This is a genomic window from Actinoplanes sp. NPDC049598, from assembly GCF_040675435.1.
Taxonomy (GTDB): Bacteria; Actinomycetota; Actinomycetes; order Mycobacteriales; family Micromonosporaceae; genus Actinoplanes.
Genome location: NZ_JBFAOX010000007.1, coordinates 360766 through 375732, shown reverse-complemented (window position 1 = coordinate 375732; position 14967 = coordinate 360766). Strand labels below are relative to the sequence as shown.

Annotated in this window: 19 protein-coding genes and 1 pseudogene; 13 read left to right on the top strand and 7 right to left on the bottom strand. The window is 71.5% G+C overall.

Features of this window, described 5'->3' with window-relative positions; genetic code table 11:
• Positions 1-5: 5 nt before the first annotated feature.
• Entirely contained in the window at positions 6-701 is a 696-nt protein-coding gene (locus AB0J66_RS19295) for a helix-turn-helix domain-containing protein (RefSeq protein ID WP_364662076.1), read from the top strand.
• On the opposite strand, the gene AB0J66_RS19290 is transcribed toward AB0J66_RS19295, so the two are convergent.
• The 6 genes from AB0J66_RS19290 to AB0J66_RS19265 all read right to left on the bottom strand — a co-directional run bounded on the left by AB0J66_RS19290 (position 653) and on the right by AB0J66_RS19265 (position 4108).
• Positions 653-1261, bottom strand: coding sequence for a dihydrofolate reductase family protein (locus tag AB0J66_RS19290; protein WP_364662073.1), 609 nt, complete (start codon positions 1259-1261; stop codon positions 653-655). The genes AB0J66_RS19295 and AB0J66_RS19290 overlap by 49 nt on opposite strands.
• A gap of 48 nt (positions 1262-1309) precedes the next feature.
• On the bottom strand, positions 1310-2074 hold the full coding sequence (locus AB0J66_RS19285; protein WP_364662071.1) for a class I SAM-dependent methyltransferase: 765 nt from the start codon (positions 2072-2074) through the stop codon (positions 1310-1312).
• A 34-nt stretch (positions 2075-2108) separates the two neighbouring features.
• On the bottom strand, positions 2109-2984 hold the full coding sequence (locus tag AB0J66_RS19280) for a MerR family transcriptional regulator (protein WP_364662068.1): 876 nt from the start codon (positions 2982-2984) through the stop codon (positions 2109-2111).
• Entirely contained in the window at positions 2981-3172 is a 192-nt protein-coding gene (locus AB0J66_RS19275) for a hypothetical protein (RefSeq protein ID WP_364662066.1), read from the bottom strand. Before AB0J66_RS19275 ends, AB0J66_RS19280 begins: the two co-directional genes overlap by 4 nt.
• A gap of 151 nt (positions 3173-3323) precedes the next feature.
• Positions 3324-3794 (bottom strand): hypothetical protein, encoded by a 471-nt coding sequence (locus AB0J66_RS19270; RefSeq protein ID WP_364662063.1) that lies wholly within the window; start codon positions 3792-3794, stop codon positions 3324-3326.
• Complete coding sequence (locus tag AB0J66_RS19265) at positions 3791-4108, bottom strand: FAD-dependent oxidoreductase (RefSeq protein ID WP_364662061.1); 318 nt, start codon at positions 4106-4108, stop codon at positions 3791-3793. The genes AB0J66_RS19270 and AB0J66_RS19265 overlap by 4 nt, the downstream gene beginning before the upstream one ends.
• A gap of 202 nt (positions 4109-4310) precedes the next feature.
• On the opposite strand from AB0J66_RS19265, the pseudogene AB0J66_RS19260 reads away from it, so the two are divergent.
• The 7 genes and pseudogenes from AB0J66_RS19260 to AB0J66_RS19230 form a co-directional block, all read left to right on the top strand.
• Positions 4311-5321, top strand: a pseudogene (locus AB0J66_RS19260) (RNA polymerase sigma factor); the annotation flags it as partial.
• Between the two features lie 51 nt (positions 5322-5372).
• Positions 5373-5699 carry a metalloregulator ArsR/SmtB family transcription factor gene (locus tag AB0J66_RS19255; protein ID WP_364662059.1) on the top strand — a complete coding sequence of 109 codons (327 nt, stop codon included), beginning with the start codon at positions 5373-5375 and terminating at the stop codon, positions 5697-5699.
• Positions 5696-6157, top strand: a complete 462-nt coding sequence (locus AB0J66_RS19250; protein ID WP_364662056.1) for an SRPBCC domain-containing protein — start codon at positions 5696-5698, stop codon at positions 6155-6157. The genes AB0J66_RS19255 and AB0J66_RS19250 overlap by 4 nt, the downstream gene beginning before the upstream one ends.
• On the top strand, positions 6154-6816 hold the full coding sequence (locus AB0J66_RS19245; protein WP_364662055.1) for a dihydrofolate reductase family protein: 663 nt from the start codon (positions 6154-6156) through the stop codon (positions 6814-6816). The genes AB0J66_RS19250 and AB0J66_RS19245 overlap by 4 nt, the downstream gene beginning before the upstream one ends.
• A 68-nt stretch (positions 6817-6884) precedes the next feature.
• Positions 6885-7448, top strand: a complete 564-nt coding sequence (locus AB0J66_RS19240) for a TetR family transcriptional regulator (RefSeq protein ID WP_364662052.1) — start codon at positions 6885-6887, stop codon at positions 7446-7448.
• Between the two features lie 137 nt (positions 7449-7585).
• Positions 7586-8650 carry an alkene reductase gene (locus tag AB0J66_RS19235; protein ID WP_364662050.1) on the top strand — a complete coding sequence of 355 codons (1065 nt, stop codon included), beginning with the start codon at positions 7586-7588 and terminating at the stop codon, positions 8648-8650.
• A complete protein-coding gene (locus AB0J66_RS19230) occupies positions 8647-9615 on the top strand; it encodes a zinc-binding dehydrogenase (RefSeq protein ID WP_364662047.1) in 969 nt (322 codons plus the stop codon). The genes AB0J66_RS19235 and AB0J66_RS19230 overlap by 4 nt, the downstream gene beginning before the upstream one ends.
• Before the next feature lies 1 nt (position 9616).
• On the opposite strand, the gene AB0J66_RS19225 is transcribed toward AB0J66_RS19230, so the two are convergent.
• Positions 9617-10330, bottom strand: coding sequence for a YdcF family protein (locus AB0J66_RS19225; protein ID WP_364662044.1), 714 nt, complete (start codon positions 10328-10330; stop codon positions 9617-9619).
• Between the two features lie 63 nt (positions 10331-10393).
• Here AB0J66_RS19225 and AB0J66_RS19220 point away from each other — a divergent pair, with 63 nt between their 5' ends.
• From AB0J66_RS19220 to AB0J66_RS19200, 5 genes are all read left to right on the top strand, one after another.
• The gene (locus tag AB0J66_RS19220) at positions 10394-11017 is read left to right on the top strand and encodes a TetR/AcrR family transcriptional regulator (protein ID WP_364662186.1); all 624 of its coding nucleotides are present in this window, start codon (positions 10394-10396) and stop codon (positions 11015-11017) included.
• Positions 11018-11028: 11 nt separating this feature from the next.
• Positions 11029-13368: an MMPL family transporter gene (locus AB0J66_RS19215; protein WP_364662041.1), complete on the top strand. Its 2340-nt coding sequence runs from the start codon at positions 11029-11031 to the stop codon at positions 13366-13368.
• 23 nt (positions 13369-13391) lie between these two features.
• A complete protein-coding gene (locus AB0J66_RS19210; RefSeq protein WP_364662038.1) occupies positions 13392-13640 on the top strand; it encodes a hypothetical protein in 249 nt (82 codons plus the stop codon).
• 141 nt (positions 13641-13781) lie between these two features.
• Positions 13782-14084 carry a PadR family transcriptional regulator gene (locus AB0J66_RS19205; RefSeq protein ID WP_364662035.1) on the top strand — a complete coding sequence of 101 codons (303 nt, stop codon included), beginning with the start codon at positions 13782-13784 and terminating at the stop codon, positions 14082-14084.
• A complete protein-coding gene (locus tag AB0J66_RS19200; RefSeq protein ID WP_364662032.1) occupies positions 14081-14830 on the top strand; it encodes a hypothetical protein in 750 nt (249 codons plus the stop codon). Before AB0J66_RS19205 ends, AB0J66_RS19200 begins: the two co-directional genes overlap by 4 nt.
• The last annotated feature ends 137 nt before the right edge of the window (positions 14831-14967 follow it).

Genomic DNA, 14967 nt, shown 5'->3' with positions numbered 1-14967 from the left:
CGCGCGTGGCTCTCCGGTTCGCGACGCGCCTGTCCGATTCGCCATGGGTCGACTCGGTCTGGACCTGCACGAGTGAGCGGGTCACCGAGATGACGTCGGTCGCGGCGGCCCGGTGGGGCCTGGTCTTCTGGGAGCGGCAGGGCCGGGCGTACGCGAGTGTGACCGGCCCGGAGACCCGGGCCGGCACGGCGCCCGTGCCGGAGGACGCGACGTTCACCGGCATCGACTTCGCCGTGGGCACCTCGCTGCGGGTGGTGCCCACGGCGGCGTTGGTGGACGGCGGCCTCGAGCTACCCGACACCACCCGCCGGACATTCCGGCTGGACGGCTCGCGCTGGTCCACGCCCGGCCCCGACGACGTCGAGGCGCTGGTCGCCGCGCTGGTCCGGGCCGGGGTCGTGGTCCGCGACCCGATCGTGGCCGGCGTGCTGCGCGGGCACCATCCGGACGCCTCGCCCCGCACCGTCGAGCGCCGCTTCCGGATCGCGACCGGCCTCACCCGGGGCGCGGTCCGGCAGATCGAGCGGGCCCGCACGGCGGCCGGGCTGCTGGCCGCCGGCGACCCGGCCGGCGACGTGGTGGCCAAGCTCGACTACTTCGACGAGCCGCATCTGGCCCGCGCGCTGCGCTCCTACGTCGGGCGTACGGCCGGTCAGCTGCGTGCCGGCGACGGCGGCGCGATCGCCCTCGACCTGGCGTAGACCAGCTTCAGGATGCCGTTCTTGTAAGCCTCGGACTCCCGCAGGGTCAGCATGTGCTTGTCCCGGTCGGCCCGGTCGAACAGGCTCTTGCCGGCGCCGAGCAGCACCGGGAAGACGAGCAGGTTGTACTGGTCGATCAGGTCCGCCTCGGCCAGCCGCCGGGCCAGCTCGGGACTGCCGTGGATGTAGATGCCACCACCCTCGGTCTCCTTGAGCGCGGCCACGTCCTCGGTCGAACGCAGGATCGTCGCCGGCCCCCAGCCGCCGACCAGCGCGTCGTCGGCGAGCGTGCTCGACACCACGTACTTGGGCAGCTCCTTGTAGCTCGCGTGGTCCGCCGAGCCGGGCCAGACCGGCGCGAACGCCTCGTAGCTGCGGCGGCCGAACATCAGGGCCGTCGTGTCGGCCAGCTCCTCCCCCTTCAGCGACCACGCCTCCGGGACGAACTCGAGGTCGTCGACCACCCATCCGCCGCTGCGGTGCCCCTCCGAGGCGCCGCCGGGTGAGTCGACGACGCCGTCGAGCGACATGAATCCGGTGTAGACCAGGTGTCTCGTCATGGGAGTCACGCTAGATCGGCGACCACCGGCAAGTCTTGGACAGAAACGTCACGGCCGGAGCAGCGGCCGGCCCACGATCAGGCGCAGTGAGCCCTCGAACTCCGCCTGGTCACGCAGATGGCCGTACCGCTCGTCCCACGCACCCGACGACAGGTCGGCGCGCAACGACTCGATCGCTCGCGCGGTGGCCGCCTCGTCGACGAAACTCCACGCGGACTGCGCGGCCCGCACCGCCGGGTCCAGGAAACGCGAAGGGCGCGCGTAGTAAGCCTCGGTGAAACCGTCGGTGCAGTCGAACGGGATCGGCACATCGAGCACCTCCGACCGCGGCCCCACCGCCATCGCGATGTCAGAAATATCGGGATAGCGACGCCGCTCGGCGGCGATGAGCTCCGGCGAATAGGCCGCGAGCCAGAAACGGTCGAGCGCGTCCCCGTCGAAGGTCAGCACGGCGATCGGCCCGCGAGTGACCCGGCGCAGTTCCTTCAACCCCGCCGCCGCGTCCGGCCACTGGTGCACGGTCACCGTGGCCATCGCCGCGTCGAAGGCGCCGTCGTCGAACGGCAGGTGCTCGGCGACGGCGTCCAGGGCGGGGACCGCGGTGGCCGGGCGCTGGGCGCGCATCCGGGCCGAGGGTTCGACCGCGACGACGTACCGGTCCGTGGGCTCGTAGGAACCGGCGCCCGCCCCCACGTTGAGCACCGTCCGGGAGTCACCCAGAGCGGCGTGGATCATCGCGGCTATCCGCGGATCGGGGCGGCGCTGAATCGCGTACCCCTGGCCTTTGGTCTCGTAGTCGAAGTCGCCCGTCATGCGGCGACGGTAAACCTGTACCCCCGGGTGCGGGTCAAGCGCGGACGAGCCAGCGCATGACGTCGAGCGCGTGCGACGCCGGGTCCGGGATGGGGTGGAAGACGTGCTCGACGTGGCCGTCGGTGACGACCAGGGTCAGCCGCTCGTACAGGGTCAGATCGCCGGCGGCGAGGGTGGGCAGGCCCAGAGCGGCGGCCAGACCCAGGCGCGGGTCCGGGATGAGGGGGTACGGAAGACCCAGGCGGTGTACCAGTTCTCGCTGGTAGCCGGTCGACTGGGCGGACAGGCCGTACACGCGGGCGGCCCCGGCGGCCAGGATCTCGGCGTGGTGGTCGCGCAGCCAGATGGCCTGGTCGGTGCTGCCCCGGGCGCCGTGGATCTCGAGCAGGCCGCGGGGCAGGTCGACCCCGGGGCGGCCGGTGAGCGGGTAGACGAAGATCACGCTGCGGCCGGGGCCGAGGGCGCTCAGATCGACCGGCCGGCCGTCGGTGGCGTAGAAGGTCAGCGCGGGCAGCGGCTTGCCGGCCAGGTCGGCGGCGGCGGAGCCGGTGGGCGCGCCGGTGACCACCGAGCGGGCCGCCTCGTCGATCCGGGCGTCCAGGGCCTCCCGCTGGGCGGTCAGCTCGCCGATGCGTTTCTGCAGGCCGGTGACCGTGCTGCGGAACGTCGCGACGGCCGCCGCGCACACGTCGTCGCCGTTGGCGATGGACTCGACGAACGGCCGCGTCTCCTCGACCGACAGGCCCAGGGCCATCAGCTCACGGATCTGGGTCACCTGCCGGACGGCGATCGGCTCGTATTCCCGGTAGCCGTTGCTCAGCCGGCGCGGCACGACCAGCCCGGCCGCCTCGTAGTAGCGCAGGGCCCGCACGGTCGTCCCCGTGCGGCGCGCCAGCTCCCCGACCCTCATTTCCTCTTCCTCCGGGGCAGGCGTGGCCACCTCTTGCCGAGGACCAGATAGGCGGCGTACGCGGCGGCGGCCACCGCCACCGGCACCCCCGGCCAGCCCTCGTGGATGATCAGCGGCGGCCCGGCCGCGACCAGGGCCAGGGCGAGGGTCAGCCGGTGCGAGCTGAGCCGCCGGGGACCTTGTGGCACGCGATCCCCCCACCCCGGTCATGACGCTCGTACGGGGCAAGTATCCCAGCCGTCCGTTCCCGTGGAGATCGCGGCATGTCCGCACCGGTCCCCCATGAGAGCTACCCCGGATTGCTCACCGTGCGGTGATGATCGACGGGGGTGACTTTCCCTAGCGTCTCTCCCATGCCTCGCTTCCGCGGGAGAAACGCCGCGGCCGCGGCACCGCGCCGGCCGCCATGAGCCCGCCCGCCGGCGAGCCCACCACGCCCGAGCCCCAGGCGTCCTGACCGGCGACGACCAGACCCTTGACGGCTGTACGGGTCCCCGCGAACCCGGCCCGCAGCCGCTCCGGCGTCGCCGCCGGCCCGTAGAAGGACCCCCGCACGCTGTGCTGGTAATTCTCGAACGACAGCGGGGTGGACACCTCGGCGAACGCGATGTTCTCCCGGAAGCCGGGCCGGCGCTGCTCGAGCCGGTCGAGCATCCGCTCGGCCGTGTGGAAGCGGGCGACCGGGTTGTCGAGCGAGGCGAACGACACGTACAGCACGCCCTCGCCGCCGTCGACATCCGGCATGAACCAGTGGTTCTCCCCGCGGATCCCGAACCCGGGCCGCTCCTTGAGCCCGAGCAACAACATCACCGCCGAGGGCTCGGGCGGGCCTTCGGCCTTCCAGACCGGCCAGGCCGTACGTCGTCCGGCAGTGGCTGCAGCTGCACCCGGCCCTCGGTCATGAAGGTGAGCAACGGCCCGGCGTCGGCGCTCATGTAGTGCAGCCCGGTGCCGAATTTGAAGCACCCCTCCCGCGAGAACTCGTGCGTCATCCCGCCGAGCGTGTAGTGCTGCTCCAGCACCAGCACCCGCCGGCCACCGAACTCGGCCAGCATCCGGGCCGCCGTCAGGCCACCCATCCCCGATCCGATCACCACCACATCGACCTGCTCGTCGGAAGCCACGCCACCCAAGCCAGGCAGCCCCGACTGGACCCGTCCTGGACGCTTACTGGATCCTCAGGGCGGCGCTCCGGCCCCCGGCCCGGTTATAATTCCCTGACCTCGCGGTTCGCGGGGACAAGATGGCCTCTCCGCGGTGCGTCTCCGGCCCGCGATGCCACGAGCCATCCCCGGGAGCGTGGCCATGACCTCGAGCACCGTCCGTTCCGACAGCGCCCGTTCCGACGGCGCCTTCGACTGGGACACCGAGGAGTCGGAGGCGGTCCAGAAGGCGGCCGCCGAGGCGCAGACCGTGGCCACGACCGACACCGTCCGGGCCTACCTGCGCGAGATCGGCCGGGTCCCCCTGCTCACCGCCGAGCAGGAGGTCAGCATCGCCCGGCGCATCGAGGCCGGGCTCTACGCGGCCGAGCTGCTGCGCGCCGCCGACGCCGAGGACCGCCCGATCGAGACCGAGCTGCGCCGCGACCTGCGGTGGATCGTCCGCGACGGCGACCGCGCCAAGAACCACCTGCTCGAGGCCAACCTGCGCCTGGTCGTCTCGCTGGCCAAGCGGTACACGGGCCGCGGCATGGCCTTCCTCGACCTGATCCAGGAGGGCAACGTCGGCCTGATCCGCGCGGTCGAAAAGTTCGATTACGCGAAGGGCTTCAAGTTCTCCACGTACGCGACGTGGTGGATCCGCCAGGCCATCACCCGCTCGATGGCCGACCAGAGCCGCACGATCCGCATCCCGGTGCACATGGCCGAGATCATCAACAAGCTCGGCCACATCCAGCGCGACCTGCTGCACAGGCTCGGCCGGGACGCCACCCCCGAGGAGCTCGGGGCCGAGATGGACATGCCGGTCGAGAAGATCCACGAGATCCAGCAGTACGCTCGTGAGCCGATCTCGCTCGACCAGACGTTCGGGGCCGAGGGCGACTCCCAGATCGGCGACTTCATCGAGGACAGCGAGGCCGTGGTCGCCCTCGACGCGGTCAGCTTCACCATGCTGCAGGACGAGATCGAGGCCGTGCTGGCCACCCTCACCGAGCGCGAGGCGGGCGTGGTCCGGCTGCGCTTCGGCATCCGCGACGGCCAGCCCCGCACCCTCGACGAGATCGGCCAGGTGTACGGGGTGACCCGCGAGCGCATCCGCCAGATCGAGTCCAAGACGATGGCCAAGCTGCGCCACCCGGCCCGCTCCCGGCAGCTCTCCGACTACCTGTTCTGATTTCTCGCGAGCACCTTGCGCCGGCCCGTCCGGCCCTCAATACTTAGCCTCATGGCAAAGTATTCGGCCGTGCTGGACGACGTCTTCGTCGCGCTGGCCGACCCGACCCGGCGCGGCGTCATCCGCCGGCTCGGCGAGGGCCCGGCGACGGTCGGCGAGCTCGCCGGCGCGTACCCCATGACCTTGCCGTCCTTCATGAAGCACGTGCGCACCCTGGAGTCGGCCGGCCTGATCCGCACCACCAAGGCCGGGCGGGTCCGCACCTGCGTGCTCGACCGCGAGCGCCTCGCCGTCGTCGAGGACTGGCTCGCCGAGCAGCGCGACGTCTGGGAGCAGCGCACCGACCGTCTCGCGAGTTTCGTTGAGGAGCCGTCGTGAATCCCGAGCTTGATCTGAGCCTGCACCGCGTCATCCGCGCCCCGCGCACCGCGGTGTGGAAGGCCTGGACCGACCCCGCCCGTTTCGAGAAGTGGTGGATCCCAGCGCCGACGGTCTGCCGCGTCGACAGTCTCGAGCCGCGGGCGGGCGGCGCCCTGCTGACGCACATGAGCGAGGACGGCACGACGTTCGTCCCGCACATGGACGCCCTCTTCCTGGTCGTCGAGGAGCTGTCCCGGATCGTCTTCACCAACGCCGTCGACAGCGCCTGGCGGCCCGCCGTCCCGGCCCCGGTCGCCATGACCGCCGAGATCACCTTCGCCGACCACCCGGACGGCACGGACTACCGCATCCTGGTCCGGCACGGCGACCCGGCCGCCCGCCGACGGCACGAGGAGCTCGGCTTCCTCGACGGCTGGGGCACGGTGACCACCCAACTGGAGGCGGCCGCGCTATGAGACTCGTCCTGACCTCGTTCGTCACGCTCGACGGCGTCAGCCAGGGCCCGGGCGCCCCCGACGAGGACCCCAGCGACGGCTTCACCCGGGGCGGCTGGCTCGTGCCCTACCTGGACAAGCAGTTCGTGCAGCGCACCTCGGAGTGGCTCGGCCACGCCGACGGCCTGCTGCTGGGCCGCCGCACCTACGAGGCCTTCGCCCGCGACTGGCCCCAGATCAAAGGCGACGACCCTTTTACCGTACGGATGAACGCCCTACCCAAATACGTCGTGACCAGCACGCTCACCTCCGGCAGCTGGAATCCGACCACCGTGCTGTCCCTGGAGGCCGTGGCCGACCTGAAGACCCGCCCCGGCCGCGAGCTCCAGATCCACGGCAGCGCCCGCCTCGGCGCCACCTTGCTGCAGGCCGGCCTGATCGACACCGTCCGGCTGGCCGTGGCCCCGACCGTGCTGGGCACAGGCCGCCGCCTGCTCGACCACCCGAGCGCACCTACCACGCCGGCCGCCGGCCCCCGCCAACCCGATCTCCTAAGCGGGCCGGTCGGGCTGCGGCTCATTCGGCACGAGGCGACGACGACCGGCTTGCTGCTGCTCGAATACGAGAATGCCGGGGCCGCTCAGGTGGGCTCCTACGAGGGTGTGTCGGCCTTCGTCTAGGCCGGGCCCGGTGTGTCCTTGATCAAGTGCTGGTCACTGCCAGGTTGGCAGGTGGTAGCTTTGTGCGGGTGACCGGCACAGTTGACCTCAGGGAGCGGCGGCGACTCGCCACCGTGGCCGAGATCGAGGCGGTGGCCCTCGATCTCTTCGATGAGCGCGGGTCGGAGCGGACGACCGTCGAGGAGATCGCGGCGGCGGCCGGGGTGTCGCAGCGGACGTTCTTCCGGTACTTCCCGACCAAGGAAGACGCGGCGCTCGGGGTCAACCGGACGTTCCAGGAAGCGTTCAGCGGGCAACTGGCCGAAGGCAAGGATGTCTTCGAAGCGGTCGCCGCGGCGCTGGCCGGCCTGCGCACACGCCCCGGCGCGGTCGAGCGGCTCTTGCGGGTGCGGCGCCTGCTGGCCCAGGACGAGAATCTCCGGCGGGCCGCGCTGGCTTTCGACGCCGAGGCCTGCCACGCCAACCAGCGGCTGATCGAGGGCGGCCCGCTGCGGGCCCGCGTGGTGATCGAGACGGTCAGCGTGGCGCTGCGGGCAGCGCTCGACGAGTGGGCGCGCCGCCGGCACGACGGCGAGGACGCCGACCTGCTCGAAATCTTCCGCGAAGCCTGCGGATATCAGAAGGCCATGTGACAGACCGCCAGCCCGCCGGCCCGGCCGAGCCGCTCCGTCCCGCCAGGCCCCGCCCGGTCAGACCACCGGTCCAGCCAGACCCCCGTCCACCCCCGCCTTGGTCCGGCTGGGGAAAATATCAGTTGAAATGGGTAAACATGCTTTTCACGCCTTTGGAGCTCGGCTCCATCAGTCTGCGTAACCGCCTGGTGATGGCGCCGCTGACCCGCATCCGGGCCGGGGCCGATGACGGGGTGCCGGGTGATCTGCTGGTCGAGTACTACCGGCAGCGGGCCTCGATGGGGCTGATCGTCACCGAGGGCACCTGGCCGGTGCGGGAGGGCCGCACCTGGATCGGCCAGCCCGGCATCGAGACGGCCGAGCAGGTTGCGGGCTGGCGCCGGGTGACCGACGCCGTGCACGAGGCCGGCGGGAAGATCATCATGCAGATCATGCACGGCGGCCGGATCTCGCACCCGGAGGTCGGCGGGACCGGGCGTACGGTCGCGCCGAGCGCCATCGCCGCGCCCGGGGAGATCCGCATCCACAACGGCAAGGCCGATCTGCCGGTGCCGCACGAGCTGACCCGGTCGGAGATCGCTTCGGTGGTCGAGGGGTTCGCGGCCGCGGCGCGTAACGCGGTCGCGGCCGGCATGGACGGTGTCGAGGTTCACGGGGCCAACGGCTACCTCGTTCACCAGTTCCTCTCCCCCGCTTCCAACCTCCGCACGGATGAGTACAGCGACCGGCCCCGGTTCGCGATCGAGGTCGTGACCGCGGTGGCCGCGGCCATCGGCGCCGATCGCACCGGTGTCCGGCTCTCGCCCGAGCACAACATCCAGGGTGCGCTCGAGACCGACCCGGCCGACGTCCTGACCACGTACCTCTCCCTGGCCGAAGGCCTGAACGGCCACCTGGCCTTCGCCGACCTGCTGCACGCCGAGCCGGGGGGCGAGCTGGTGCAGAAGCTGCGGCACGCGCTCGGGGTGCCGGCGATTGTCAACACCGGCTTCGGGAAGACCACGACCCGTGAGGAAGCGGCCCAGCTGCTGGCCGACGGCGTCGGTGACGCGGTGGCCGTGGGGCGCGCGGCCATCGCCAACCCGGATCTGGCCGAACGCTGGCGGCGGGACACGCACGAGAACACCCCTGACCCCGCGACGTTCTACGTGGGCGGCGCGACCGGCTACACCGACTACCCGACCTTGAAGGAGCTCGCATGAAAGCGGCCGTCTACTACGAGAACGGCGGACCCGAGGTCCTGCGTTACGAGGAGGTGCCGGACCCGGCGCCGAAGGCGGGCGAGGTGCTGCTGCGGATCGAGGCCGTCGGCGTGCAGGGCGGTGACACGCTGCACCGGCAGCTCACCCCGTTCGAGTCAGCGCCGCACATCGTCGGCTACCAGGCGGCGGGAACGATTGCGGCGGTGGGCGAGGGCGTCACGGCCGTACGCGAGGGGCAGCGCGCGGTCGCGTTCATGATGGCCGGCTCGCACGCCGAACTGGCCGCAGTGCCGCTGCACAACGTCTACGTGGTGCCGGACGACATGGACCCGCGGGTCGCGGCCGGCATCCCGGTCGAGTTCGGCACGGCCGACGACTGCCTGTTCGAGTTCGGCCACCTGAAGGCCGGTGAGACGGTCCTGATCCAGGCCGCGGCGGGCGGCGTCGGTCTGGCCGCCGTGCAGCTGGCCAAGGCGGCCGGGGCCACGGTCATCGGCACCGCCTCCAGTGACGAGAAGCTTGCGCGGCTGGCCGATTACGGCCTCGACCACGCCATCAACTACAAGAACGACGACGTGGTCGAGCGGGTCCGCGAGCTCACCGACGGCCGCGGCGTCGACCTCGTCCTGGACCCGGTCGGCGGCCGCACCCTCGAGGGCAGCATCAACGCCCTGGCCTACCGCGGCCGCATCAGCTGGGTCGGCCAAGCATCGCGGGAGTCGTACTCCCCGCAGTTGGGCCCCCTGATGGGCAAGAGCGCGTCCTTGAACGGCGTCTACTTCGGCGCCGAGATGTCGCACAACCCCGAGCGCACCCGCGCCCTGATCGAGAAGCTGATCGGCCGCGTCGCGTCGGGCGAGCTCAAGGTCGTGATCGACAAGGAGTTCCCGCTGGCCGAGGCGGCCGAGGCGCACCGCTACATCGAGAGCCGCGCCGCCTTCGGCCGCGTGCTGCTCATCCCGTAGGTCAGCCGGCCCACCGCGGATCCGCCCGCCGCACGGCGAAGCTGGAGCGCAGCCGCTCGAAGGCGCTGCGCACCGGGACCGGCACCTCGACGTGGGCGATGAAGTCACGCCCCGCCGGGCCGTAGTCGGTCAGGCGGGGCACTTCACCCATCAGCAGTTCGACATAGCGTTCGACGGTCCACATCCCGGCGGGCGGGTCCACCAACGACAGCCGGCCGTCGACCTCGGTCACGGTGGTCCGGTGGGCCGCGTAGTTGATGAGCCGCGTCGAGGGCGCGTGCTTGCGGAAACCCGCGTCCATCCGGCGCTGCATCGTCGCGTCCTGGATCAGAATCAACTGCTTCGGCTGTACGCCGTGGGCGTGCAACAACCGCAGCGCGTACGTCACGTTGTTGCCGCAGTTGGTCGACTCCTCCTCCAGCAGGTCGGCTGTCAATCCGTACCTCTCCCGCAGGTAGCGGTCGAAGAGCGCGGCCTCCGTCCCCGAGCTCACCCCGAGGGTCTCCCGGAGCGCGCCCGTCGTGTGGCCCTGGCCGCCGACGATCATGTAGCGCTCGGCGGCGCCCGCGCGCATGGCCCCGGCGAAGACGTCCGCGCCGGCCTGGATGCTGCCGCCGAAGAGGATCGCCACGTCGGCCATGCCGGCAGTGAGCGTTTGTGCGTCGCGGAGTGCGCAGAACTCCACGAGGGTGTTGACATCCGCAGCCCGGCTCATGATCCCAGCTTACGGAGATCAGTTTGCACCGAGTGCAACGATGCACTTAGGGTAACCACTGTGATGATCAACGCCCAGCCGCCGGATCGGCGGGCGGCGCTCAAGGCGCGGCACCGGCGGGCGATCCTCGACGCGGCCCGGGAGCTGATCTCCGAGGGCGGGCCGAGCCGGCTCAGCGTCGACCTGCTGGCCGAGCGGGCCGACGTCTCGCGGCGCACGATCTTCAACCACTTCGCCTCGATCGACGACGTCGTGACGACCGTCTGCACCGAGGTGCTGGGGGTCGTCATCGAGAACGTCCTCGAGCAGATCAGCACGGCCCCCGCCGTGTCGACCTTCGAGACCGTGGCCGGGGCGCTGCGCGAGACGGACGTACCGAGCCTGATCGCCTTTCTCTATCAGGCCCTCGGCGGCTTCGGCGCCGGCGATCCGCGCCCTCAGCAGATCTTCCAGGCGACCTTCGCGCGGACCACGAGCGACCTCGCACGCCTGCTGGCCGACCGGCACGCGGATCTGGACGCGCTGGAGGCCGAGATCCTGGTCAGCTCGCTGATGCACGGCACGGAAGTCATCGCGCACCACTGGATCGCCGAGACCGGCGCCGTGGTGGACAAGGACTCGCGGTGGCTGTGGCTCCATCTGCTCGAGCGGCTCATCGACAGCATCCGTACCGGTTATCCCTCCTGAAAGGCTCCCCCGTGGCCGAGTTGCTCTACCGTCTCGGGCGTTTCAGCGCCCGGCGGGCCTGGACCGTCCTGATCGCCTGGCTGGTGATCCTGGGGTTGTCCGTCACCGCGTACCTCACCCTCGGCGGCACCCTGTCGTCGCAGGTCACCATCCCCGGCACGAAGACCGACGAGGTCACCCAGCAGCTCGCGCAGCGGTTCCCCAGCGCCAGCGGCGGCTCGGGCACGATCGTGTTCCACACCGCGAACGGGTCGGCGTTCACCGACGAGCAGAAGAGCGGGATCGCCGCGCTGCTCAAGAGCACCGGTGAGCTCGACGGCGTGGCGTCCACCAACGACCCGTTCGCCACCCAGCAGCAGGTCACCCAGCAGGCCGCGCAGATCGAGGGCGGCCTGGCCCAGATCGCGCAGGCGCCCTCGAGCCCTCAGATCGACGCGCAGAAGGCCAAACTGGAGCTCTCGCAGAAGCTGCTAGCCCTGTCGTCGAAGGTCCGGCTCGTCTCGGAGGACGACAGCGCCGCCACCGCGCCCGTCGTCTTCGACAAGCCGCGGATGGAGGTCACCCAGGAGACCAAGGACGGCGTGGTCGACCACGTCTCGGCCGGGCTGCCGGCCGGGGTCGAGGCCGCTTTCTCCAACGACATCACCCAGGGCGTGCCGCAGGTGCTGGGCGTCGGTGAGGTCATCGGCGTCGTGGTCGCCGCGATCGTCCTGCTCGTCATGCTCGGCTCGCTGCTGGCGGCCGCGCTGCCCCTGGTCGGCGCGCTCGTCGGCGTCGGGGTCGGGGTCACGGCGTCGCTCGCCCTCTCCGGCACGGTCGACATGCTCTCGATCACCCCGGTGCTGGGCGTGATGCTCGGCCTGGCCGTCGGCATCGACTACAGCCTGTTCATCCTCAACCGGCACCGCCGTCAGCTGCTGGCCGGTGTGGACCAGCACGAGTCGATCGGGCTGGCCAACGGCACCTCCGGCAACGCGGTCGTCTTCGCCGGGGCCACCGTCCTCGTCGCGCTGCTCGCCCTCAACGTCACCGGCATCGGTTTTCTCGGCATGATGGGCACGGTCGGCGCCATCTGCGTCGCCGTCGCCGTCATCGTGGCCGTCACGCTCACCCCGGCCCTGCTCTCCCTGCTCGGCCCGCGGGTGCTCGGCCGTAAGGCCCGCGCCCGCATCGGACAGTCCACCACCACCACACCGGCCCAACCCATGCGTACCGGTCGTGCCGTCCTCACGGCCCTGGCCGGACTGGCCGCCCTCATCGTCATCGCCCTCCCGGCCCTGTCCATCCGGCTCGGCCTGCCCGACGGCTCGTCCGAGGCCGAGGACTCGTCGCAGTACCAGGCGTACAAGCTGACCGAGGAGAAGTTCGGCGCCGGCGTCAACGGGCCGCTGCTCGTCGTGGCCGAACTGCCCAAGGCGGTGACCGGCGACGCCGTGCTGGCCGAGCAGGTCCGGGTCGGCACCGCCCTGCAGGGCGCGAACGATGTCACCGCGGTCGCCCCGATCGGCCAGTCCAAGGACGGCGCCCTGCTCGCCTTCCAGGTCATCCCGGCCGGCGGCCCGTCCAGCGAGTCGACCGAACAACTCGTCCGCGACCTGCGCGGCCTCTCCCCGCTCGACGGCGACGTCACCCTCGGCGTGGCCGGCAGCGCCAGCGGCAACATCGACATCTCGGAGCAGCTCTCCGACGTGCTGCCGCTCTACCTGGGCGTCGTCCTCGGCCTCTCGCTGATCATCCTGATCTTCGTCTTCCGCTCGCTGCTGGTGCCGCTGACCGCGACCCTCGGCTTCGTCCTGTCGCTGTTCGCCACGTTCGGCGCCATCACCGCGATCTTCCAGTGGGGCTGGCTCGGCTCGGTCTTCGGCGTGCACGACCCGGGGCCGATCCTGAGCTTCCTGCCGACCATCCTGATCGGCATCCTGTTCGGGCTGGCCATGGACTATCAGCTGTTCCTGGTATCGGGCATGCGGGAGGCGTACGCCCACGGGGCACCGGCCCGCCTCGCCGTGCGCCAGGGCGTCCATGCCGGCCGTACGGTCGTGACCGCCGCCGCCATCATCATGATCTCCGTCTTCGGCGGCTTCATCTTCTCCCACACGGCGATGATCCGGTCCCTCGGTTTCGGCCTGGCCTTCGGCGTCCTGGCCGACGCGTTCGTCGTACGGATGCTGGTCATCCCGGCCCTCATGCATCTCCTCGGCCGGTCGGCGTGGTGGATCCCCCGCTGGCTCGACCGCATCCTGCCCAATGTGGATGTCGAGGGGGCCGCCCTGGAACGCAGCCACCCCGCGCCTTCTCACGACACCGCTCCGGACGTCGCCAGGCCGACCACCGTGGACAACGCCGTTTGACCCAGCCGTCGACGATGGGGCGTATGAACGCGGGCCCCGTCGTCGACGACCGGGACGGTGTCGCGGTCGTCAGCCTGGACAAAGGCAAGGTCAACGCCCTCGATCTAGACCTGCTGCACGAGATCACGGCGGCCTTCGCCGAGCTCGACCGAAGACGGGAGGCGGGCCGCCGGGAGGCGCGATCGGGCCGGAGGGCGCGGCCGGGCTGCCGGATGTCGCTGTTGCTCGGGCGCGGGCGATGGCCGGGATCGCGCCCGACACGTTCCGGGTGACCAAACAGCAGTTACGGGCCGGGGTGCGGCGGCAAGCGGATCCGCGGGTCGCGGAGCTGTGGATCAGAGCGGTCGAGGAGGGACGGATCGAGCGGTACATGAGCCGTTTACATATGTAATTCAACAACATATGGTGGCGGCATGAGGGAGCCGACGTACTTCATCCTGGCCGCGCTCCAGGACGAGCCCCGGCACGGCTACGCGATCATCACGCGGGTCGCCGAGCTGTCGCATCAGCGCGTCATGCTGGCCACCGGGACGCTCTACCAGGCGCTCGACCGGCTCGTCCGGGAGGAGCTGATCGAGGTCGAGCGCGACGAGGTGGTCAACGGCCGGGCCCGGCGGCATTACGCCCTCACTCCCGGCGGCCGCCAGGCGCTGCGGGCCGAGGCGGCCCGCATGGCCGAGGCGGCCCAGGTCGTGCTGCGGGTGAGGCCGGCATGAGCCCGTACGAGGTGCTGGTCCGCCTCTACCCCGCCGACCAGCCCCGCGACGAGATGCTCGGGGTCCTGGAGGAGAACGCCCGGCCCTGGCCCTACGAGGCCCCGGCCCTGCTGCTCGGCGCGCTGCGGGCCCGCACCGGCGGCAGCCACCCGCCCCGCCTGCGCTGGCTCTACGCGACCCGCGCAGCTGCCCTCATACTGCTGGTGGCCGGCGCCACCGCACCCGTCCTCGACCTGCGGTACGGCATCGTCCTGCTCAACGACCTCATGATCGCCACCTGGATCTGCGCCGGCCTGGCCGCCACCGCCGTCATGCTGGGCGCCCGCCTCCCGGCGCTGGGCCTGTCGCTGTCCGCCCTGCTCCTCAGCGGCACCGACCTGACCAGCGTCACCGCCATCGCCGCGTACACCCTGGCCGCCGTCCTGCTGCTGATCCCCGGCCCGTCCCTGCCCGTGCGCAACCCACTGCCCATCGCCCTGGCCGTGGTCTGGGCCGTCGACTACACCCTGCCCGCCTGGGTCCAGTCGGCCCTGCTGCTCGCCCTGCTCGCCTGGACCTTCATCGACGAGCGCATCCTGCTCGCCACCGGCCTGGCCCTGCTGGCCGGCCTGGTCGCCGTGACCGACGACGTGGTCACCGCCAACGACCCCCGCAGCCTGCTGATCCTGGCCGGCTGGCGCCTCGGCCTCCCCGCCGCCCTGGTCGCGGTGGGCGCCCTGCTCACCCACCGCCGAGCCCAGACCTGACCCCACCGCCACCCGCCGAGCCAGGCCGCGGGACGGGGAGCGAGCGGCCGGCCCTCCGAGCCATGACTCGGCGAGTTGCCACCCCCACTCCGCCTCCGCGAGGCGAGCGGCCGTCGCTGAGCCGCCGGGGTGCCGCG

What these genes read in the sequence shown, in the direction of transcription:
- AB0J66_RS19205 (WP_364662035.1), top strand. Translation starts at nt 13,782, where the DNA reads ATGAGGGAGCCGACGTACTTCATCCTGGCCGCGCTCCAGGACGAGCCC.
- AB0J66_RS19220 (WP_364662186.1), top strand. Translation starts at nt 10,394, where the DNA reads ATGATCAACGCCCAGCCGCCGGATCGGCGGGCGGCGCTCAAGGCGCGG.
- AB0J66_RS19285 (WP_364662071.1), bottom strand. Translation starts at nt 2,074, where the DNA reads ATGACGGGCGACTTCGACTACGAGACCAAAGGCCAGGGGTACGCGATT.
- AB0J66_RS19245 (WP_364662055.1), top strand. Translation starts at nt 6,154, where the DNA reads ATGAGACTCGTCCTGACCTCGTTCGTCACGCTCGACGGCGTCAGCCAG.
- AB0J66_RS19280 (WP_364662068.1), bottom strand. Translation starts at nt 2,984, where the DNA reads ATGAGGGTCGGGGAGCTGGCGCGCCGCACGGGGACGACCGTGCGGGCC.
- AB0J66_RS19230 (WP_364662047.1), top strand. Translation starts at nt 8,647, where the DNA reads ATGAAAGCGGCCGTCTACTACGAGAACGGCGGACCCGAGGTCCTGCGT.
- AB0J66_RS19290 (WP_364662073.1), bottom strand. Translation starts at nt 1,261, where the DNA reads ATGACGAGACACCTGGTCTACACCGGATTCATGTCGCTCGACGGCGTC.
- AB0J66_RS19210 (WP_364662038.1), top strand. Translation starts at nt 13,392, where the DNA reads ATGAACGCGGGCCCCGTCGTCGACGACCGGGACGGTGTCGCGGTCGTC.
- AB0J66_RS19200 (WP_364662032.1), top strand. Translation starts at nt 14,081, where the DNA reads ATGAGCCCGTACGAGGTGCTGGTCCGCCTCTACCCCGCCGACCAGCCC.
- AB0J66_RS19225 (WP_364662044.1), bottom strand. Translation starts at nt 10,330, where the DNA reads ATGAGCCGGGCTGCGGATGTCAACACCCTCGTGGAGTTCTGCGCACTC.
- AB0J66_RS19235 (WP_364662050.1), top strand. Translation starts at nt 7,586, where the DNA reads ATGCTTTTCACGCCTTTGGAGCTCGGCTCCATCAGTCTGCGTAACCGC.
- AB0J66_RS19255 (WP_364662059.1), top strand. Translation starts at nt 5,373, where the DNA reads ATGGCAAAGTATTCGGCCGTGCTGGACGACGTCTTCGTCGCGCTGGCC.